The organism is Paenarthrobacter sp. Z7-10, assembly GCF_026932795.1.
Lineage (GTDB): Bacteria > Actinomycetota > Actinomycetes > Actinomycetales > Micrococcaceae > Arthrobacter_M.
The window spans coordinates 20,649-40,074 of the sequence record NZ_JADPVH010000038.1 but is presented as its reverse complement, the minus strand read 5'-3'; the positions used below and the strand labels follow the sequence as shown (position 1 = coordinate 40,074).

Here is a 19,426-nt window from a genome sequence, read left to right as displayed (position 1 = left end):
GGGCGGACACCCGCCGGCGTCACCGCCCGCGTCGTCCAACGCCTGCTGGCCCTGACCGCAGCGATCTGGCACAACGATCGGATCGGCCAAGCTGTGCGTCGCTCCATGACCGCCTACGATCACTGACCCTTGGAATTATTCATCTAGGACAAGGAACCGCTGCGGGTACTGGGTCCATAGCCGTCGTCGTGCATGTTCGTCCCCGGGTAGAACCAGAGACTTCCGTCCGACTTGATCTGCGCCAGATCCGTCTTTCCGTCGGCGTTGGCGTCTCCGATACCCAGTACGGCCGGTGGAGTGTTCCATCCATCGCCGAAACGTTTGCCTCCGCTGTAGCCTTCACTGCGGGCGGAGACTAGCCCTGTACCGGCGTAGAACCACAGCGAACCGTCCGTCCGGGCAGCAACCCAATCGTTCCGGCGGTCGCCGTTGAAGTCGCCAACAGCAGAAATGGAACTAAAGGAGTTCCAGCCGGAAGATCCGATCTTGAGGCCGCGGGCATAGCCCTCAGAGGAGGAATCGACCCTGCCGGTGCCGGCGTAGAACCACAGCGAACCATCTGCACGCACGCCGGCCAAGTCGTTGCGGCCGTCGCCATTGAAATCGCTGATTCCAATGACGCTGGTGTAGATGTTCCAGCCGGAGCCGATCTTCCGGGCCCTTGCGTAGCCTTCATTGGATGCGGAAACAGAGCCGGTTCCTGCGTAAAACCATAGTGAGCCGTCCGCACGCACGGCGATCAGGTCGTTGCGGCCGTCGCTGTTGAAATCCCTGGCGCCAATGATGTTGGCGTACGCGTTCCAACCTGAACCGATCCTCAGCGCCGTCCGGTAGCCGCCGTCGCCGTTACCGGCGTAGAACCAAAGGGTGCCATCGGGGCGTACGGCGACCAGATCAGGCCGGTTATCCGAATTGAAATCTCCGGTCGGAATGACCTGCTTGAAAGCCGTCCAACCCGAATTTCCAACTTTCCGGGGAGGCTGATAGCCCAGGTTGGCCATCCCGGTTCCAGCGTAGAACCACAGCGAGGAGTCCGCACGGCGCGCCATGATGTCTGCATTTCCGTCGCCGTTCATGTCGCCGGAACCAAAAACATCACTAAAGCCGTTCCACCCCGAGTTGCCGATCTTGACAGCCGGTTTATAGCCGCTGCTCGCGGTGGTCACGCGCCCGGTACCCGCATAGAACCAGAGGGAGCCATCTGGTCGCGTCGCGGCGAGATCGTTCTTGCCGTCTTTGTTGAAGTCCCCGGTCCCGATGAGAGTTGAGTATGCGTCCCAACCTGAATTTCCTATCCGGACAGCGGGGCGGTATCCACTGCTGTTCGCTGAGACCACACCGGTACCTGCGTAGAACCACAAGGTTCCATCGGGCTTCGTCGCCACCAGGTCGTTCTTGCCGTCACCGTTGAAATCCCTGACAGCCGTAACCTGGCGGAATTGGTTCCAGCCGGACGTGCCGATTTGAACGGCGGAGCGGTAGCCCTCATTGTCGCTGTCCACTGCGCCGGTGCCGGCGTAAAACCACAGGGAACCGTCCAATCGGATGGCCAGGACATCGTTCTTGCCGTCGCCATTGAAATCTCCTGTTCCGGCGATCTTGGCGTAGATATTCCAGCCTGTGCCGATTCGGCGCTCGGCGGAATAGCCGCCCTGGCCATTGCCGCCGGCAAACCACAGAGTCCCATCCGGGTGGACCGACAGCATGTCGTTGCGGCCATCGGCGTTGAAATCACCCACGGGTGTGACTTTGTTCGTGCTAGTCGTCGGGATGACGATTGGTGGCGCAACGATTGGTGGCGCAACGGGCGGTGGTGAGCTGGCCGGAGGGGCAGTGGCGACCGGCGGTACGGCTGTTGTGGTGGGCGAAACGAATCTTAGGAGCTGGGCATATGAACCATTGAACACGTTCTGGTCCCCCGGAAATGTTCCACTGTCGGCATACTGCCACACGCTGAACACCGGCCACCCCCCGGGCATCAGGAGGTTATCGAGGCTGGCCCCGTAGGCAGCTATCCACAGCGGATTGGCCTGGCTGAAACTCGTGGTTCCACCCATACAGCTGTTCCAGAAGTAGTAGGCCGAATAGATGATGGCATCGCGGCCCGTCAGCGACTTGTAGGTGCGGGTGAAATCCTTGGTCCATTGCACCAATTGCGCGGGGGATAGCCCGTAGCACGGGCCTGTACCGTCCAGGGTGTTCTGTTCGAGATCCAGAACCCCCGGAAGTGTCCGTCCATCCGCTGACCACCCGCGGCCACTGCTGACCAGAACAGCCGCCTGGTTAGCTCCGGAGGACAGATTGGGCCGGGCGAAGGTGTACGCGCCGCGAACAAGTCCGGCTGCTGCGGCACCGTTGTACTGCTGGGCGAAGTAGTCGTTAAGCTTCCATGGACCCTCAGCAGCCTTTATGAAGGCAAACTGACCGCCGTTGGTGCGGACCGAGGTCCAGTCGACGTTCTGCTGCCAGCCACTAACGTCCAGGCCCAAAGGCAGCCCGCTCGTTCCATCCGGGCGCTCAGCCACCGAGGGCGTGGACGTACTGGGGCGTTGGCTCATGGGACCAGCCGAAATCTTGCTGGACTTCGGCCTCAGGCTTTGACCGATCGTGGCGCCGGCATTCGCAGGCTTCAGTGCGCTGACATCGGAGCGGTAGCTGGGCATCTGAACAACTGCTGGCCGTGGCGAGGGGCTTTGACTTGCCTCGCGCGAACCCGAGGGGGCGGTGGGTGCCGCTGTTGGCGTGGCAGGTGCGGTGGTTGAGGCCGTAGGTGCCGGTGCTGGGGTGGCAGGCATGCTATTTGGGTCGGTGGGTGCCGCTGTTGAGGTGGCCGTCCCATCGGCTGTTGCCCACGCCGGCGACGGAGCCGCTCCGAGCATCAGCACGGTACTGACGGCTCCGGCAATTGCGAATACGGCGCAACGGCGCCATGGATTAAGAACAAAAGAGACCTGAGCGCTCTTTCGAGGTGCATTCATGGTTACCCCCGCTGGGCAGCCGTTATGGCAGCGCAGACGTAGCTTGGAAGGAATTAATCGGGATTCCCGCACCGTGTATCCTCAGGCGAGACTACGTGAGGGTACTAGCGAGTGCGCCTACAATATCATTAGAGTTGCAAAAGTTAACAATGTTGCTGGTGTGAAAACTTCCTAAAAGTTAAATCAAACGGCACATTCCCGTGCTTGTCCCCAACTATCGACCGCTGGACCTGGTCCGTTAGCAACTTCTGTGTCCATCCTGCCGGAATGTGCACGGAGTAGGTGGAACGCGTTTGCCCGAAGTCCGGGGCCTTATCAGCCAAGCGGCGCGAGCAGGCCGCTGATGACCTTGCGCTCCACTGCTTCGTCTTCGTCGGAGCTGAGCGCCTGGGCGGCCAAGTGGGCATTGTTTTTGAGTTCACGGATCCGCTCCACGGACAGGGACTTGATGGCGTTGGCCAACGCTCCGGGAGAGAAGTCCTCGGTGATGACACCGAGGCCGTACTGCTGTATCAGCCGGGAGGTTTCGGGGGAGGGGCTGAATACCAAGCCCAAACGAGCCTGCACGAAGTCGAAAAACTTGTTCGGCAGCATGAATTTGTGGTTGGTTGTCAACGGGGGCAAGCTAAAAATCCCCAGGTCATACTGGTTCAGGGTGGCGGACAATTCCAGTGGGGGAACGGCGTCGTGGAAGACGATCTGGTCCGAACTTCGGGCCAGCTCCTTCAGATGGTCCCAATATTTGCCACCGTCACGGGCCCTGACGAGGTAGAGGTCCAGCGTGTATTGACTGCCCAGTTCGAGGACTGCTTGAATCATTCCCTCAAGATTGCGCCCGGGAACGGCGGCGCCGCTGTGCGCCAAACGTATCGCGCCCTCCTTTAGGGAGCTTGGCGCGAGGTCCTGATAAGCACCGGCATTGCGGACCACTTCGACGGTGCAGCCGAATTGCTCCCGATAAAGCTGTGCAATTGATTCATTGACGGCGGTAATGGCCTGAGTCTGCGGAAGGTATGTACGGCAGACATAAGTCATGAAGGGTTTAATAAGAAGCCGCCAAGACCGTACATGCACGCGCTCTTCGGGGGCCCATTCATGCAGGTCGCCCCATACCGGAGCCCCGCCCGGAATTTGCTGGGAGAGGAAGTGCGCCACGGGGAGTGCCCTGGCCTCGTTGGCGACAATCAGATCAAAATGCCGGTCGGCAGCTAACTTGGCGGCCTCACGAACAGCTGGTGCCTTTAGCACCACGGACTTGTATTGGTGCAATCCCAAGGCTAGAACTCCCGGGATCGTTTGCGGCAATGACGGCAGGGAGGAATCTATTTCCAGGTGTTCACTCGAACCCGCCGGCTTGTCACCGTAACTGAGCGTGGTTACTTCACCGAACTCGGAAAGGACAGCCAGCTGCCGCAGCACTCTGGAGTCGGCCCGGATGTCCGAAAAGGAGATGCAAAGAATTTTCGGCTTCATACGCATACTTTCTGGAGGACTGGAGGTTGGCAATCAGACGTCTTTGCGCCCGGCGTCGACAGAATAAGGTCCGGCAGACGGAAACGAAAACCCCCATGGAGCCAGCCTAGTGGAGATTTACAGGAGGTGAAGCCTCCACCTGCGGGTGAGGACCTGTTGACGTGGCCGATGCATCGCAGCAGGCCATCATATGCTTGGGCAGACTGCAACCTGCGCGGGCTCGGCGTTGAAACCACCCGACGGGACGCCTGTCTTCGCGTCCTCCATCGCTGTCTGAGGATGGGCTCGTACCAAACTGCCGTTGGCAAAGGAGAAGTTATGAAGGTTGCTCTGACTAAAAGTACTTTGTTGGTGCCGCCCACCTATTTCGCCATCAATCATGCCCGGCAAATGTGCGACGAGCACGAATTCAGGTTCTTCACGCTGGCGGCGAAACTCGCGGATTCCGACCTTGGCGTGCCGGTACAGGACTTTGTTCCTTTCCGGAAGGCTAATTTCACCGACCGGGAGAAGTTTATTCCGCTTTTTATGCCCGTGATGTCGGCTGCGATTGCGCGGTTCCAGCCGGACATCATTCATCAGCACTTCGCCACTTGGTCCTGGCCCGCCGTTCGCGCGTCTAAGGGTAGGGGTTTTCCCCTACTTACGACCATCCACGGCTCGGATGTCGTCGTTGCCGGGCGGCCGGCGGCAACCGCAATGGCTCGGTGGCACCACAGAAACATCAGGCTGGCCCAGGAGCAGAGCAGCAGAATATTGGCTGTCAGCACATACCTGGCTGACCTTGCCGTGGTTGCGGGATTTCCGGCAAAAAAAATCCAGGTGCACTACCAGGGGATTGATACGGAGTTTTTCGAGCCGGGGCCGGAAGGTGAGACCGATGATTCTGCCCCAAGCGATGGACCGCCTCGAATCCTGTTCGTCGGGTCAATTAATCAGCAAAAGGGAATCCTTGACCTCGTGCAGGCATCAAAGCAACTGGTAAAACGCGTCGAACACGAGCTGGTTGTCATCGGCTCGGGACCCCTTGAGAGCGTCGTACGGAAGGAAATTGAAGGAAGTACGCACATCAGTCTGCTCAGTCAGCTTGATCGGGTTTCGGTGCGTAACTGGATGCGCCGAGCCACGGTTCTGGTGGCACCGAGCCAAGAGTATCGGGGTGCCCGTGAGGCGGCGGGTCTCGTTCTGTTGGAAGCCCAGGCGTGCGGTACGCCGGTCGTGGCCTACCAAAGTGGTGGAACAGGGGAGATGGTGGATCCGGTCAGCGGCGGACTTGTCCCCGAGGGGGATGTTCCGGCCCTGCGGGGCAGAGTAGAAGAAGCTCTGAATCTTTCCGACCGTGACCAAATGTCGATGAGCGGCGCGGCCCGAAGCTTCGTGCTGCGGGAACGCAGCCTGGCGCTCAGCTGCGAAGAACTTGGCCGGCATTACGACGAAGTCGCACAGGGGCGGCAGAAGAACTAGGCCTTCGTTTCTTCCGCCGGGGCCGTGCCTCGGGACCTGGTTTTCAGGCCGCGGACGTCCCGCCAATTGATGCCGGCCCACAGCAGGAGGAAAACAAGGGCGAGCGCGACGCCCAGCCAGGGCGGAGGACTTGCTGTGAAAAGGTACCAAAGGCCTGCCGTAAGCAGGCACAGGCCGGCGAAAAGCCGCAGGAAGAGGCCCGACCACGATTGCTTGTCGAGCCGCCAGCTCAAACCTATAAGGACGGCGGCAACGGCTGCACTCGAGACAAGATACCCAACGGCGATGCCCATCACGCCCAGCCCAGGGATGAGGATCAGCCAGAGCGCCACCGACAGGAGCAGGCCTGCGGCCGCCGTTCCGCTGACAAACCGGGCGCCCTTGACGCCGACCGAATTAAGCCGGTTCACCGAAGCGATCGGCATGGTGGTGAACATCACGGCCATCAGCAGGATGGGAAGCAGGTAGCGTGCACCCAGGAATCGTTCGCCATAACAGATGTAGAGTACGGCGTCGCTGGCTAAGGACAATGCACCAAAAATGGGCACCATGACCACGATCAGCCCTCGGGTCATGGTATCGGTTTGCCCCCGCAAGCCCCGTGCGTCACCGCGGCCGCCGGCTTCGGCCATGATCGGAAAAATAACTTGGCTGAGCGTCCGTGCCAACATCGTTGCCGGCGTGGCAAGACTGAGCGCCGTCGCATAAAGCCCCGCCTGAATGGCGCTGCCGGCAAGGTGTGCGGCAATCATGGATAGCTGGAGCAGCCCGGTGCTGGAAAGTGTGCCCAGCACTCCATAGCCAACGAATCGGTTCATGTCGCCGACAAGGGTCTGATCCACCGGTACGGCGGACGGCTTGGGCCAACAAATAATGGCATAAATCCCGTAGCCCAGAGCCAACGGCAACAGCACCACGGGTTCCCAACGCAGGAGCAGGACCAGCAGGAGCATGCCAACCGAGAAAACGGAGCCGGCAATATCCCAGGCGGCCGCCCGGGCAATCTGGTTGGCGCCGTACTGGACACCCCGGGCAAAGGACCACCCCGCGTAGCCCAACAGCAGCAGCCCCGTGCAGAGGGCCGTCCACAGATCCGTGTGCAGGATGCCCAGACAAAACCCCACCGCTGCGAGCGCCAGCACCACCGCTGTGCCCAGCATTCGGCGCCCCAAATAGTTGGCGACCGCCGAGGCCTGATCGGGCCTGCCCGCACCGCGCATCTGCGCGACAAACCTCGTAGCGGCCTGGCCGGACGACGTCGGCCACAGCAGGCTCAACAGCAGCGCCACCGAAATGGCGGAATTGACGGTGTTCAAAACGGCGAGACCCAGGATACGGCCGATCAGGACACTGTAAAGAAAACGGACTCCGCCCTGCGAGGCGCTGCCCAGCAACCCCATGATCCATCTCGCCTTCAGGCTCACAGAGTTCTGAGCGGAGACATCAGTTCGCCTGAACAACTGGGGCACCGAGTTCCGCCTATCTTTCCAAACGTCGTGATGCATGTCCTCGGGCCCACCGGCACGTCGGCCTGAGGGGCCGAAGCCGCCTTGGGCCGCAGTTCATCCTACTAGCCGCCGCTTCGGTGGGTTCGCCCGCAGCGGCGGACTTCCCGTCGTCGGACGGGGAACTGCCGGATGAATATTTGAAGTTTGCTGGTCGTTTGGGCTCATGGCGGCCGGATATGGTTGTTCCATGACTGTTCTGGTTACCGGTGGAGCCGGCTATATCGGCGCCCACGTTGTCCGACTGCTCCTCGAAAGAGGCGAAAGTGTCGTAGTGGTGGACAATCTGTCCACCGGCCGGGCGGAACGCGTGGCAGGTGCCCAGATGGTGGGCCTGGACCTCGCTGCGCCCCAGGCACAGGATCGGCTGGAGGGCTTGATCCAAGAAAACTCGGTGGATTCCGTCATCCATCTGGCGGCGCTGAAGCAGGTAGGCGAGTCGGTGGCCGATCCGCTGCTGTACTACCGGACCAACGTCGGCTCGACGACGGCGCTGCTGGCTGCGATGGAACGGACCGGAGTGCGCCGGCTGGTTTTCTCTTCGTCCGCTGCCGCGTACGGCGTTCCGGAGGTGACGATAGTGGACGAGTCCACACCCTGTCGGCCGATCAACCCCTACGGCGAGACGAAACTGATCGGGGAGTGGATGACGGCCGCCTGCGCCAAGGCATGGGGGCTCCGGGCGGTCAATCTTCGATACTTCAACGTGGCCGGAGCCGCCTCCGCCGATCTGGCCGATCCCGCAGCCCTGAATCTGGTGCCCATCGCCATCGGCCAAATCCTCGCCGGGCGCAGCCCCGTGGTGTTCGGCAGCGACTATGACACCCCGGACGGAACATGCATCCGGGACTACGTCCACATCTCGGACCTGGCTGATGCCCACCTGGCCGCCCTCGACTCCACCGCGGGCTCCGGGCCGCTGGAGAGCGTCCTCAACGTGGGAACAGGCGCCGGGGCATCGGTGCTGGAGGTGCTGGAGATGCTTCGAAGGGTCTCCGGCCGAACGGTGGACGCCGAGATCGCGGACAGAAGGCCCGGTGACCCGCCGCAACTGATCGCGGACGTGGCCAGGATTCAGCACGCGCTCGGCTGGCAGGCGAAGCGGAACCTGGAGGACATTGTGACCTCAGCCTGGGAGGCGGAACTGGCCAACCGGTCCAAGTAAAGCGGACCGTTCCGAGCACGAAGGACGCCCGCTCCCGCCGCCAATCGCGATAGGCTGTTGGCGCGGGTGTGGCGGACGCCGGACCCCGCCGAGGGCACAAGACCGGCCGAAGCCAGGCTGGCGGGGGAGGACTAATCCAGGTGAAGTTTGTTGTTGTGGGCGACGTTGGCCAAGACGCGTACCACGTAGGCGATGAGGCCATGGCCCTGGCCGCTGCCGATGAATTGTCCAAACGGACGGGTGCCGAAATTGTGCTGCCATCGCGGAACCCGGACCAGACTCATGCGCTGCACGGCCGCACGGCGATTCCCGCCCTGCGGTTTCCTTGGCCACCTGCTCAGCGCCGGCATCATCTGAACCTGGTTCGCCGCGCCGCTGCGGGAGACAAAGATGCCCTGCCCGCAACCGACAGCGTGTGGACGGTCATCGATGCGGTGCGCGGGAGTGACGGCGTTCTGATCGCGGGCGGCGGCAATATGAATTCGCTGTACGGCTGGCTGCTTTATGAACGGTGCGCGATGGCGCTGATAGCGCACGCCAACGCAAAGCCGGTGGTGATTGCGGGCCAGACCTTCGGGCCCGAACTGACCGGCTACGACCGGCAGGTGCTGCATACGATGATGGAGCACGCGTCGCTGATTGGGGCACGGGAGCCAACGTCATTCCGCATCGGCTGCGAGTTGGGATTTGGAACCGACAAGTTGGTCAAAGTCCTCGATGACGCCACGTTCCTGGCCGAGGAACCTGAGACGACGGATAACGGGACCGAACTGCCGGCGGAGACACGGGAACTGATCAGGAAACCTTTTATCGCCGCCACCCTGGGACCGGAAGCCTGGCGGGACGAAACCCGCACCTTGGCACAGCTCGCCGGTGTCCTGGACGACCTGGCCCAGAAGGCGCAGATGGACATTCTGCTGATCCCGCACGTCGGAAGCCAGCGGCTCGACGGCCGGGACGGCGATCTGGAATCGCACCGCGTGGTGTTGGCCCACTCGCGCAGCGGCCGGTTGCGGGCAGCCCCCGTGCTGGCGGCGCGGAAGGTGGCGGAAATAACCCGGCGGGCGGAGCTGGTTCTTACCAACCGTTACCATCCAGCCGTTTTCGCCCTGGCAGCTGGCGTGCCGGTGGTCAGCCTGAGTCTGGATGTGTACTCGGACGTGCGCCTGCATGGCGCCATGGGTCAGTGGGGCCTGGCAGCGTTTGCCCTGCCGCTCCCGTCTCTGGCCTCGGGGGGATTTGCTGCTGCGACGAACGAGGCGTGGCAGCGGCGGCGAGAGATCCGCTCGAATCTGGAAGGGCTGACGCAGCTGCGGAAGAACGAGTTCAGCACCTGGTGGGACGCGGCGGCGAATTGCCTCAGCGGAAGGGAGCCCGCCGAAAGGGGGCCACTCCAGGGAATCGGGTTGTCGGACGTTCCCATCGTCAGGACGGATTCGCACTGGGCGCGGGATGCGGCCTGGCTGAGGCCGTGGTTCCGAAGCATCAGTTCCACCGTGGCATCGGCCTGGACTGAAGGAGATGACGTCCGCAGCGAGCGAGATGAACTGCGGCGGCAGCTGGGCGCGGCGGAGCAGGAACGTGCCCACCTCTTGGGGTCCAGATCCTATCGAACCACCATGGCCCTGAGCCGGACGGCGGCTCACATCCGCCGTCTCACCGGTGGAGCCGCATGAGCGCGAACGCGCGCGTCGCCGTCGTCGTGCGCACGAAGAACCGTTCCGTGCTGCTGGCCCGGGCGCTGGCGGACATCTTTGACCAAACCTTCGCGGACTTGACCGTAGTGGTGGTCAATGACGGCGGGGATCCGGCACCGGTGGATGCCATTGCCGGCGCCTACGCGCACCTTCCCGCCGGCAGGCTTATGGTCATTCACCACCTACACAGTGCCGGCATGGAGGCGGCGTCCAACGCGGGCATCAGAGCCTCGCAGTCGGACTACATTGTGATCCACGACGACGACGACCGCTGGCACCCGGATTTCCTGCTCAACACCGTGCAGCATCTGGATGCACATCCCGGCGTGCGGGGTGTCACTGTCCGTACGGAGATCGTGTTCGAGGACATCATCGCTGGCGAGATCCTGCAGACCGGGACCCAACCGTGGTGCTCGGAGCTGACCTCGATCACGCTGGCGGACATGATGACCTCTAACCGGATGGTACCGATCTCGTTCCTCTACCGCCGTGCCGTGCACGAAGAGGTGGGCTATTACAACGAGGACCTCGACGCTGTGGGGGACTGGGAGTTCTCTCTGCGGTTCCTGTCCTACAACAGCATCGATCTGCTCTCCGAGGAGCCGCTGGCTTACTGGTGTCAACGGCCATCGCTGGACGGCGATTTGGGCAACAGCGTGATCGCGGCCGCGGACGATCATCAGAAGTTCGATCGGTATGTCCGCGACCATCACTTGCGCCACGAAATCCGGCAGGGTGGACTGGGCTCGTTGCTGTACCTGGCGGAAATGGCCGGAGCTCAGGAGGCGGAGGCCGCGCACGCCCGGCGAACCGCGGAACTGCTGATCGATAAGGTCGATCGGCTGGCACAGCGGATGGAAGCGTTGGAGGAGAGTGTGCAGCGGCGGACCAGCCTGACGGATTTGGCGAAACGGCCCGGCCGTTTCCTGGCCCTGATCAGAGACGTACTCCAGGGCCGGCGATGAGCACTGAGCCGGCCGACGGTGGAACGGTGCGGCTGGGGCACCGCACGGTGTCGATGGCGGATCCCGGCGTGGACAGTAAGTTGCCGATGCTGAGCCGGCCCGCGGAGGCACCGGAGATTATCGGATCGACAGTACCGCAGGACATCGTGGATGGCTCCCGGTTCGGAAACCCCGCCCATCTCTACCCTTATCAGGCGCAGGACGGGTATGACCGGGTCCGGACTGAACGGTCGCTGCGGACGGTGGTGCTGGAAAACGATAGGCTGCGCGCGGTTTTCCTGCCGGAACTGGGTGGCCGGCTCTGGGAGCTGTTTGACAAGGCCGCCGGTAAGCCGTTGCTGTACACCCCGCCCAGTATCCAGTTCGCGAATTTGGCGTTGCGTAGTGCCTGGTTTGCCGGCGGCATCGAATGGAACATTGGCACCCGGGGTCATGCGGCCAGCACCTGCAGTCCGCTGCATACGGCCATCGTCCGCACGCCGGATGGGCAGGACGTGCTGCGGATGTGGGAATTCGACCGGCTGCGCCAGACCGTTTTCCAGATCGATGCCTGGCTGCCGGTGGATTCGGCCGTGTTGTTCGTCGCGGTGCGGATCCGGAATCCCAATCCGGAGCCGGTGCCGATGTACTGGTGGACCAACGCCGCCGTGCCGGAGGCCGCCGGCAGCAGGGTGATCGCCCCGGGCACGTCCGCCTTTGCCACCGAGTACGGAACGGGCATTTCCCGGGTGCAGCCCTCCGACGTGTTCGGCGTCGACTGCACGTGGCCGGCGCGGAATCCGCGGGCGGTGGACTTTTTCTTCGACCTTGCCCCCGGCCGCCGGCACTGGATAGTGAACGCGGACGACGACGGCGACGGGCTGGCGATGATCTCCACCTCCCGGCTTCGGGGCCGAAAGCTTTTCGTTTGGGGCCAAGGTCCCGGCGGGCAGCGCTGGCAGGACTGGCTCAGCCCGGACGGTGGTCGCTATGCGGAAATCCAGACGGGGCTGGCGCAGACCCAGTTTGAGCACCTGGCCATGCCGGCTGGGGCCGAATGGTCTTGGCTGGAGGCTTACGGGAATGCAGCCGTTGACGCCGGCGCCGCGCACGGCACCGACTTTGGCGCCGCCATCGGGCACTGCGAAAGGCGCATCGACGCGCTGCTGGATCCAGCGGCGCTGGAGGCAGCCCACCACCGGATGCTCGGTTGGGCAGACCTTGCGCCGGAGCGGATGGTTCTTTCCGGCAGCGGCTGGGGCGCCTTGGAGTCGGCGCGGCGGCTGAGGCATTCGCTGCCGTGGCTGGAGGTGACGGGAACACCCTTTGGCCCCGAAACCATCGATGCCGGACAGCGGCCATGGCTGAATCTGCTTACCGGCCACGGGTTCGACGGCGCCGATACCTTCGTTTCCGGAGCGGATTGGGAAACACTGCTCGCCCGCGCGGAGCAGTCGGCGCCGACCCTGCTGCACCGGGCCGTGCTTGCGCACTCGACGGGAGAAGCACGAGAGGCCCGCCGTTTCTATGCGGCATCCATCCAGCAGGAGGACAACGCCCAAGCGCGCAGGGGTCTTGCCCTGCTGGAGCTCGCGGACCGTCATTGCACCGAGGGTCTTGACCACTATGCGAAAGCCTGCGCCCTGCTTCCGGCCGCCCCGGCGCTGCTGGCCGAGGCGGTGGCTGCGTTTCTTGGTGCCGATGCGGCCGCTGCCGCACTGGCGCTGATTTCTGCGGCCGGCCCCGAGCTGCGCCGGCTCGGGCGAATCCGTTACCTCGAGGCCCTCGCGCTGTCCCGCAGCGGCGATCGGGAAGCTGCCGCCGGCATTCTTGCGGCAGGTGTGGAGGTGCCTGACCTGCGGGAGGGGGAAAACTTCCTGGCCGAATTGTGGCAGCAGGTTTTCCCCGGCCAGGATCTTCCCGCGCAGTACCAATTCAGCATGTCTGCCGGCGTTGATCCTGACGGTGCGGATCCTGACGGTGCGGATCCTGCCGGCGCGGATCCTGCCGGTGTCGAGGCGCAAGCCTGATCAGCTTGCCCGGCGCTGACCGGAGGATCAGCCTCAGCCGGGCACAATCACTGTTTTCAGCCCCTGCCCGGCGGCGGCCGCAGCAAAGGCGTCGCGGAATTTCTCCAGCGGAACAGCGTCTGTGATGAGCGGCGTCAGCGTCACTTTGCCCGATTCGATTAACGTCATGGCCCGCCGCCAGGAGGTTGGCGTGGACGCGAAACCGCTGGTCACCGTCAGTTCTTTATAGAGCACGGCGTCGAAGGGCACCGACACGTCCTTGCCGAAGATGCCAATCTGCACATACCGACCTCCCGGACGGACGGCGCGAAAGGCCGCAGCCGCCCCGGCGGCACTGCCCGAGCATTCCAATACGACGTCGAACCCGTCGTCGTCGACCGCTTCGGTCGTTCCCTCGATGCCCAATGACGCGGCAACCGCCAATCGCTCCGCGTCCTTGGCCAGTCCGGCCAGGGTCACCCGGCCGCCCTGCGCCCTGGCCACCTGGGCGGCTAGTTGCCCCATCGCACCGGGACCCGTTACGAAGACGCGGTCACCCGCGTTGATGACCGGGGGATCCAACAGGCAGTGTGTGATGCAGGCAAGCGGTTCGGCCAGGGCGCCGTCGTACTGTCCCAGCGAGGCAGGAAGCGCATGCAGGTTGATGACCGGAACCAGCACATGGGAGGCGAATCCGCCGTTTTCGAAGGAGCCGAGCGAGCGCCTGCGCTGACACAGATTACGCCGTCCGTCACGGCAGGCGGCACACACCTCGCAGGCCGAAAAGTACGTTTCGCAGGCCACCGGTTGCCCCAACCATCCGGCGTCCGCTGTGGCTCCTACCTCGACCACCTCTCCGAAAATCTCATGTCCCATCACCACGGGCGCCTCATAGCCGTACTCATCGTGCGCGACGTGGACGTCCGTGCCGCAGATCCCGGTGGCAATAATTTTCACCGTCGCCAAACCCGGTCCAGCTTTGGGCACCGGAACCGTGGTCAGCAGCACGTTCTCCGGGCCCAGTCCGCTCTTCACAACCGCAGTCATCCGGCCGGGAGCCCCAGTTGTGCCGGCTGCGGAAGCGGGGGCGGTTGTATCCATTGGCCCGGCTGCGGCGGGAATCGTCTGTGACATCGGGTGGATCTCCTTACTCGATTTGTGAATTCAATCTTTCAGCCGGACGCTGGGAAGTCCAGTTCCTAAGCCAGTTGTGCACAGCATCATTACCGTCGATAGACCCGCCGGGCGTTCTGCCCTAGGCTTCAGATCCTGAGCCCGATCGGGCTTGCGGTCCGTCAGGCAAACGCCGGGGGATTCATGGATGCAGTCAGCATTGTCGAGGACGAGGTCCGGGAACTGATCCGGCGTCGCGGCCTTGATCCACTGCGGCAGGTGTCCGAGGTGCGCCGGCTGGTGGAAGCCGCGGTCAATGACTACGATGAACGGTCCCTGCTGGGGGCCGTTCCGCCGCTGGGTCAGGTTGAATCGGCACGCAAGGCAGCCTTTGATGCCGTCGCCGGGTTCGGGGTATTGCAGCCGTTCCTGGATGATCGGGACATCGAGGAAATATGGATCAACTCACCCTCGGAAATCTATGTTGCCCGGGGCGGCGAATCGGAGCTGACCACCCTCAGTTTAACCGGCACACAGGTGCGCGATCTGGTGGAACGGATGCTCAAGAGCTCCGGACGGCGACTGGACGTCAGCTCACCCTTCGTGGACGCGGCACTGCCCGATGGCTCGCGGCTCCACGTGGTCATTCCCGACATTACGCGCACCCATTGGGCAGTCAATGTCCGCAAATTCACGGTCCGGGCCAGCCGGTTGGAACATCTGGTGGAGCTGGGAAGCCTTACCGGACAGGCCGCACGGTTCCTGGGGGCAGCGGTCAGCAGTGGCCTGAACATCCTGGTTTCCGGTGCCACCCAGTCCGGCAAGACCACCATGCTGAACTGCCTCGGTTCCAGCATTGGCTCCCGCGAGCGGGTAGTCACCGTGGAGGAGATCTTTGAGCTCGCACTGCCGCTGCGCGACGTCGTCGGCCTGCAGTGCCGCCAGCCGAACCTGGAGGGTGAGGGCGAAATCCCGCTCCGCCGCCTGGTCAAGGAGGCCCTGCGGATGCGTCCGGACCGGCTGATTGTGGGCGAGGTGCGGGAAGCCGAGAGCCTGGACATGCTGATAGCCCTGAACAGCGGCTTGCCTGGCATGTGCAGCATACATGCCAACTCCGCGCACGACGCGGTCACCAAGTTGTGCACGCTGCCGCTGCTTGCCGGTGCGAATATCAGCTCCGCCTTCGTGGTCCCCACAGTCGCGTCCTGCATCGACCTGGTGCTGCATTGCACCCGCCTGCCGAACGGCCGCAGACTGGTCTCCGAAATTTTGTCCCTGGGCAGGCGGGTGGAAAACGGCGTCATTGAGTCCGCCATGGTCTTCGCCGTCTCCGACGGCTGCCTGTCCGCGGTGGCTGCCGCCATGCCTTCACCGGAGAAATTCGCCAAAGCCGGCTATGACGTTGCAGCCCTGCTCGAGGTCCGCTGATGGCAGCGGCGGCGGGACTGCTGGGCGGGCTGGGGCTCTTTCTCATCTGGTGGTCCTGCTGGCAGCTCCCAGCTCATGCGGTCAGACCTCCCCGGGTGGACCGCATCCATGAGCTGCTGCTGCGCGCCGGTGTGGAAAAGGTCAGTTCCGGCGGCCTGATTTTCAGTTGCGCCTGCCTGGGTGTGCTGACGGTATTGGTTATCGACCTGCTGACCCGATCGTTACCCATCGCGCTGTGCTTTGGCTTGTTCGGCGGCTGGCTGCCGCTGGCGGTGGTGCAGCGCCGGGCGCGGCAGCGGACCGCGCTGCTGCGGCAATTATGGCCCGATGTCGTTGACCACCTGCGCTCGGCCATTCGGGCAGGCCTTTCCCTCCCCGAAGCGCTGAGCCAATTAGGAGAAAAGGGACCGCTGGAACTGCGCACCTTTTTCACGGATTTCGGCTTGGATTACCGGGCCAGCGGTCAGTTTGACTCCGCGCTCGCCGCGCTGAAGGAACGGCTCGCGGATCCGGTGGCGGACCGCATTGTCGAGGCACTTAGATTGACGCGCGAGGTCGGGGGATCGGATCTTGGCCGCCTGCTGGGAACGCTGGCTGAATTCCTCCGCGACAATGCCAGAACCCGCAGTGAGCTGGAGGCCCGTCAATCGTGGACAGTTAACGCGGCACGGCTGGCGGTAGCCGCTCCCTGGCTGGTCCTGATGCTGCTGGCCACCCGGCCGGAGGCCATCTCAGCCTATAACTCGGCGGCAGGCTGGGCGGTCCTGCTCGGCGGACTGCTGGTGTCCCTGGCCTGTTACCGGGTGATGCTGCGCATCGGGGCGCTGCCCGCCGATGAGCGGGTGATCCGATGATGCCCCTGACCGGAATGGCGGTGGGCGCTGGCGTGCTGCTGGGTGCGGGGTTGTGGCTGGTGCTTGTCCGGTTGCCTTTTATGCGCCGGCCCAGCTTCGCCCAGCGGATTGAACCGCAGCTTCGGTCCGCGGTTTCCCAATCGCGGCTGTTGCGCGAACCCGAGCGCGCAGCGACTCTGTTCGGGCCGCTGGAACGGATCCTCCGGCTGGTATTGCAGGACTCCCGCACCTGGTTGGGGCGGTTCAACGTGGGCACATCGGCGCTGACTCTGCGATTGCAGCAAAGCGGACAGAACCGCAGCGCCATCGATTTCCGGGCCAGCCAGCTCCTTTGGGCAGGGGTGGGACTGGCCCTGGCTGTGGCCGGATCGCTGCTGGCGGTGGCCCTGGGCCGGTTCAGTTTACCGTCGGCACTTTTCGCGGTGGTCCTGCTGACCCCGGGCGGCTTCCTTGCCAAGGATTATCTGCTGTCCGTTGGCATCAAGCGCCGGGAGCGGAAAATGCTCGCCGAGTTCCCGTCACTGGCGGAACTCATGGCGCTCGCGGTCAGCGCGGGGGAGAGCGCGACCGGAGCTTTGGAGCGGATCTGCCGATCGTCCCGGGGAGAACTGTCCAAGGAATTTTCCCTGGTGCTCGCGCAGACCCGCAGTGGTACGCCGCTGGTGGAGGCGCTGTCAGGATTCTCACATCGGACCCGGCTTGCTCCGCTGGTGCGGTTCGTGGACGGAATCTCCGTGGCGGTACAGCGGGGTACCCCGCTGGCTGAGGTGCTCCGGGCGCAGGCCCAGGATGTGCGCGACATGGCTAAGCGGGAGCTGATGGAATCCGCCGGCCGCAAGGAAATCGCCATGATGGTTCCGCTGGTCTTTGGCGTCCTTCCCCTGACAGTTATTTTTGCCGTTTTCCCCGGGTTGGCGCTGTTGCGGCTCGGATTCTGATATGCCCATCATTCGGCCGTGTGCCGACCAAACAGGAGGAACCGTTCATGAAGCACCTCAAACTCATTCCGCCGGCGTTCCTGGCAGGCCTGATCCTGCTCGCGCTGCCGGGCGCATCGTTGGCCCGCTTCGCAGGGCGGCGCCACGGACCAATGCGCCGATGGTCGGCAGCGGGGTCAGAGAGCCCTGAACGAGGTGATGTGCCAGGCTGGGTGATGATCACCTTGATGTCGGCGGTGCTCGTTGCCGGACTGTTGGCAATTGCCGGGCCCGCGCTCCAGGATCTGTTCAATCAGGCGATCAGCCAGGTCACCCAGGGGAAATGAACCGCCGCGCGTTCACCCGCGCTTCCAGGGACGAATCCGGATCCGCCGTGGTGGACTTTGTGCTGGTGAGTGCCCTGCTGACGACGATCTTCCTGGCCACCGTTCAGTTGGCTCTGGTCCTTCACATTCGCAATACCGTCACCGACGCTGCGGCCTCCGGCGCGCGGTACGGAGCGTTGGCGGACAGGTCTCCCGCCGATGCGAAGGACCGGACCCAGCAGTTGCTCATGGCCACTTTGGGACCGGATTACGCCGGCAACGTGCGGGTGACCGAGGAAGTGTTCCAAGGCATCCGGACGCTAAAGGTCAGCGTTCGGTCGCCACTTCCGGTGCTGGGCCTGATGGGGCCGGCCGCTGCGATGGAGATATCCGGCCATGCCGCACTGCAGCCCTGAGGTGAACAGGCAGAACTGTCGGGAGCCGGCACGGGCTCCAACACCGGAGGATCAAAACGTGCGTTTTTGGGGCGGCCGCTTCCGTGCCGGGAGGTCGGAGGAAGAAGGAAGCGCCGTCCTTGAATTTGTGTTCCTGGCAGTGCTGCTGATGATCCCGGTGGTGTATTTCATTCTCACGCTCGGTCAGCTCCAAGGTGGGGCTTTTACCGCCGCCGGGGCGGCGGACCAAGCAGCCAAGGTGTATGTCATTGCAGTGGATCCTGGCACGGCGCGGGCAGCCGCTGAGCAAGCCGTCCTGCTCGCCATGGCCGACGCCGGCCTGGCGCCGGCCAATGCGCAGCTGAAAATTTCCTGCCGGCCGGCGGATTGCCTGGCACCCGGGTCCACCGTGACGGCAACCGTCACCATCGCCATTGAGCTGCCGCTGATACCCAGCCTGCCGGGAGTCAATCTTCGGGTGGCCCAGCTCCGATCCGCCGCGAGCGCAACGGTGGGGCGATTTCGGTGACGGCACTCCTGTCGCTGGCCCAGCCTGCCCCGCTGGCCCAGCCTGCCCCGCTGGCCCAGCCTGCCCCGCTGGCCCAGCCTGCCCCGCTGGCCCAGCCTGCCCCGCTGGCCGAGCCTGCCCCGCTGGCCCAGCCTGCCCCGCTGGCCGAGCCTGCCCCGCTGGCCGAGCCTGCCCCGCCGTCGGCATGGCACAACGACGAGGGTCAGGTAATGGTGCTGATCATCGGATATGTGCTGCTGGTGCTGCTGCTTGTAACAGTCGTTGCGGCAGTTTCCTCGGTGTATCTGGAACAGAAGAAATTGCTCTCTGTCGCGGACGGAGCAGCCGTGGCGGCGGCGGACAGTTATGCGCTGAATCAGGTTGGCGGCACCACCGGCGCGCCCGTGGCGGCGTTGAACCGCGACACGGTGAACGCGGTGGTTCGTTCGTATTTGGACCTCAATGGCACTTATGCGTTGTTCTCCGGGCTCGCTGTTGGCGCAGGAACCGGAACGCCGGATGGCCGGACCGCCCAGGTGACGCTGTCCGCCGTCGTACATCCGGCGATGGTTAATTTCCTCATTCCGGCAGGAATTGAGGTCTCAGCGACCAGCACGGCAAGGTCGCAGCTCAAACGCTGACGGGCGCGG

The 19,426-nt window shown here is 63.7% G+C and carries 16 protein-coding genes and 1 pseudogene; 13 read left to right on the top strand and 4 right to left on the bottom strand.

Annotated elements, in window-relative coordinates; genetic code table 11:
* Window positions 1–126 (top strand): annotated as a pseudogene (locus tag IV498_RS12385) (IS982 family transposase); the annotation flags it as partial.
* A 17-nt stretch (window positions 127–143) separates the two neighbouring features.
* Here IV498_RS12385 and IV498_RS12380 read toward each other — a convergent pair.
* Window positions 144–2,558, bottom strand: a complete 2,415-nt coding sequence (locus tag IV498_RS12380) for a GH25 family lysozyme (RefSeq protein ID WP_269047023.1) — start codon at window positions 2,556–2,558, stop codon at window positions 144–146.
* 735 nt (window positions 2,559–3,293) lie between these two features.
* The gene (locus tag IV498_RS12375) at window positions 3,294–4,451 is read right to left on the bottom strand and encodes a glycosyltransferase (protein WP_269047021.1); all 1,158 of its coding nucleotides are present in this window, start codon (window positions 4,449–4,451) and stop codon (window positions 3,294–3,296) included.
* A 318-nt stretch (window positions 4,452–4,769) separates the two neighbouring features.
* Between IV498_RS12375 and IV498_RS12370 the strand changes: the two genes are divergently transcribed.
* Window positions 4,770–5,915, top strand: coding sequence for a glycosyltransferase (locus IV498_RS12370; protein ID WP_269047019.1), 1,146 nt, complete (start codon window positions 4,770–4,772; stop codon window positions 5,913–5,915).
* Here IV498_RS12370 and IV498_RS12365 read toward each other — a convergent pair.
* Window positions 5,912–7,315 (bottom strand): lipopolysaccharide biosynthesis protein, encoded by a 1,404-nt coding sequence (locus tag IV498_RS12365; protein ID WP_269047017.1) that lies wholly within the window; start codon window positions 7,313–7,315, stop codon window positions 5,912–5,914. The genes IV498_RS12370 and IV498_RS12365 overlap by 4 nt on opposite strands.
* 295 nt (window positions 7,316–7,610) lie before the next feature.
* Here IV498_RS12365 and galE point away from each other — a divergent pair, with 295 nt between their 5' ends.
* From galE to IV498_RS12345, 4 genes are all read left to right on the top strand, one after another.
* Entirely contained in the window at window positions 7,611–8,585 is a 975-nt protein-coding gene (gene galE, locus IV498_RS12360) for a UDP-glucose 4-epimerase GalE (protein WP_269047015.1), read from the top strand.
* A gap of 140 nt (window positions 8,586–8,725) precedes the next feature.
* Window positions 8,726–10,261: a polysaccharide pyruvyl transferase family protein gene (locus IV498_RS12355; protein ID WP_269047013.1), complete on the top strand. Its 1,536-nt coding sequence runs from the start codon at window positions 8,726–8,728 to the stop codon at window positions 10,259–10,261.
* Window positions 10,258–11,247 carry a glycosyltransferase family 2 protein gene (locus tag IV498_RS12350; protein ID WP_269047011.1) on the top strand — a complete coding sequence of 330 codons (990 nt, stop codon included), beginning with the start codon at window positions 10,258–10,260 and terminating at the stop codon, window positions 11,245–11,247. The genes IV498_RS12355 and IV498_RS12350 overlap by 4 nt, the downstream gene beginning before the upstream one ends.
* Window positions 11,244–13,256, top strand: a complete 2,013-nt coding sequence (locus IV498_RS12345) for a DUF5107 domain-containing protein (protein WP_269047009.1) — start codon at window positions 11,244–11,246, stop codon at window positions 13,254–13,256. The genes IV498_RS12350 and IV498_RS12345 overlap by 4 nt, the downstream gene beginning before the upstream one ends.
* Window positions 13,257–13,289: 33 nt before the next feature.
* Here IV498_RS12345 and IV498_RS12340 read toward each other — a convergent pair whose 3' ends face one another.
* On the bottom strand, window positions 13,290–14,369 hold the full coding sequence (locus IV498_RS12340; protein ID WP_269047008.1) for an alcohol dehydrogenase catalytic domain-containing protein: 1,080 nt from the start codon (window positions 14,367–14,369) through the stop codon (window positions 13,290–13,292).
* A 183-nt stretch (window positions 14,370–14,552) separates the two neighbouring features.
* Here IV498_RS12340 and IV498_RS12335 point away from each other — a divergent pair, with 183 nt between their 5' ends.
* The 7 genes from IV498_RS12335 to IV498_RS12305 are packed head-to-tail and all read left to right on the top strand — an operon-like array spanning window position 14,553 to window position 19,417.
* Entirely contained in the window at window positions 14,553–15,776 is a 1,224-nt protein-coding gene (locus tag IV498_RS12335) for a CpaF family protein (protein ID WP_269047006.1), read from the top strand.
* Window positions 15,776–16,630 carry a type II secretion system F family protein gene (locus IV498_RS12330; RefSeq protein ID WP_269047005.1) on the top strand — a complete coding sequence of 285 codons (855 nt, stop codon included), beginning with the start codon at window positions 15,776–15,778 and terminating at the stop codon, window positions 16,628–16,630. The genes IV498_RS12335 and IV498_RS12330 overlap by 1 nt, the downstream gene beginning before the upstream one ends.
* Window positions 16,627–17,568 carry a type II secretion system F family protein gene (locus IV498_RS12325; RefSeq protein WP_269047003.1) on the top strand — a complete coding sequence of 314 codons (942 nt, stop codon included), beginning with the start codon at window positions 16,627–16,629 and terminating at the stop codon, window positions 17,566–17,568. Before IV498_RS12330 ends, IV498_RS12325 begins: the two co-directional genes overlap by 4 nt.
* 47 nt (window positions 17,569–17,615) lie before the next feature.
* Window positions 17,616–17,894, top strand: coding sequence for a hypothetical protein (locus IV498_RS12320; RefSeq protein WP_269047031.1), 279 nt, complete (start codon window positions 17,616–17,618; stop codon window positions 17,892–17,894).
* Entirely contained in the window at window positions 17,891–18,289 is a 399-nt protein-coding gene (locus IV498_RS12315; RefSeq protein ID WP_269047001.1) for a TadE/TadG family type IV pilus assembly protein, read from the top strand. The genes IV498_RS12320 and IV498_RS12315 overlap by 4 nt, the downstream gene beginning before the upstream one ends.
* 58 nt (window positions 18,290–18,347) lie before the next feature.
* Window positions 18,348–18,797, top strand: a complete 450-nt coding sequence (locus IV498_RS12310) for a hypothetical protein (protein ID WP_269046999.1) — start codon at window positions 18,348–18,350, stop codon at window positions 18,795–18,797.
* On the top strand, window positions 18,794–19,417 hold the full coding sequence (locus tag IV498_RS12305) for a pilus assembly protein TadG-related protein (RefSeq protein ID WP_330059560.1): 624 nt from the start codon (window positions 18,794–18,796) through the stop codon (window positions 19,415–19,417). Before IV498_RS12310 ends, IV498_RS12305 begins: the two co-directional genes overlap by 4 nt.
* Window positions 19,418–19,426 lie beyond the last annotated feature (9 nt).

What these genes read in the sequence shown, in the direction of transcription:
- IV498_RS12380 (WP_269047023.1), bottom strand. Translation starts at nt 2,558, where the DNA reads ATGAGCCAACGCCCCAGTACGTCCACGCCCTCGGTGGCTGAGCGCCCG.
- IV498_RS12375 (WP_269047021.1), bottom strand. Translation starts at nt 4,451, where the DNA reads ATGAAGCCGAAAATTCTTTGCATCTCCTTTTCGGACATCCGGGCCGAC.
- IV498_RS12370 (WP_269047019.1), top strand. Translation starts at nt 4,770, where the DNA reads ATGAAGGTTGCTCTGACTAAAAGTACTTTGTTGGTGCCGCCCACCTAT.
- IV498_RS12365 (WP_269047017.1), bottom strand. Translation starts at nt 7,315, where the DNA reads ATGGGGTTGCTGGGCAGCGCCTCGCAGGGCGGAGTCCGTTTTCTTTAC.
- galE (WP_269047015.1), top strand. Translation starts at nt 7,611, where the DNA reads ATGACTGTTCTGGTTACCGGTGGAGCCGGCTATATCGGCGCCCACGTT.
- IV498_RS12350 (WP_269047011.1), top strand. Translation starts at nt 10,258, where the DNA reads ATGAGCGCGAACGCGCGCGTCGCCGTCGTCGTGCGCACGAAGAACCGT.
- IV498_RS12345 (WP_269047009.1), top strand. Translation starts at nt 11,244, where the DNA reads ATGAGCACTGAGCCGGCCGACGGTGGAACGGTGCGGCTGGGGCACCGC.
- IV498_RS12340 (WP_269047008.1), bottom strand. Translation starts at nt 14,369, where the DNA reads ATGTCACAGACGATTCCCGCCGCAGCCGGGCCAATGGATACAACCGCC.
- IV498_RS12335 (WP_269047006.1), top strand. Translation starts at nt 14,553, where the DNA reads ATGGATGCAGTCAGCATTGTCGAGGACGAGGTCCGGGAACTGATCCGG.
- IV498_RS12330 (WP_269047005.1), top strand. Translation starts at nt 15,776, where the DNA reads ATGGCAGCGGCGGCGGGACTGCTGGGCGGGCTGGGGCTCTTTCTCATC.
- IV498_RS12325 (WP_269047003.1), top strand. Translation starts at nt 16,627, where the DNA reads ATGATGCCCCTGACCGGAATGGCGGTGGGCGCTGGCGTGCTGCTGGGT.
- IV498_RS12320 (WP_269047031.1), top strand. Translation starts at nt 17,616, where the DNA reads ATGAAGCACCTCAAACTCATTCCGCCGGCGTTCCTGGCAGGCCTGATC.
- IV498_RS12315 (WP_269047001.1), top strand. Translation starts at nt 17,891, where the DNA reads ATGAACCGCCGCGCGTTCACCCGCGCTTCCAGGGACGAATCCGGATCC.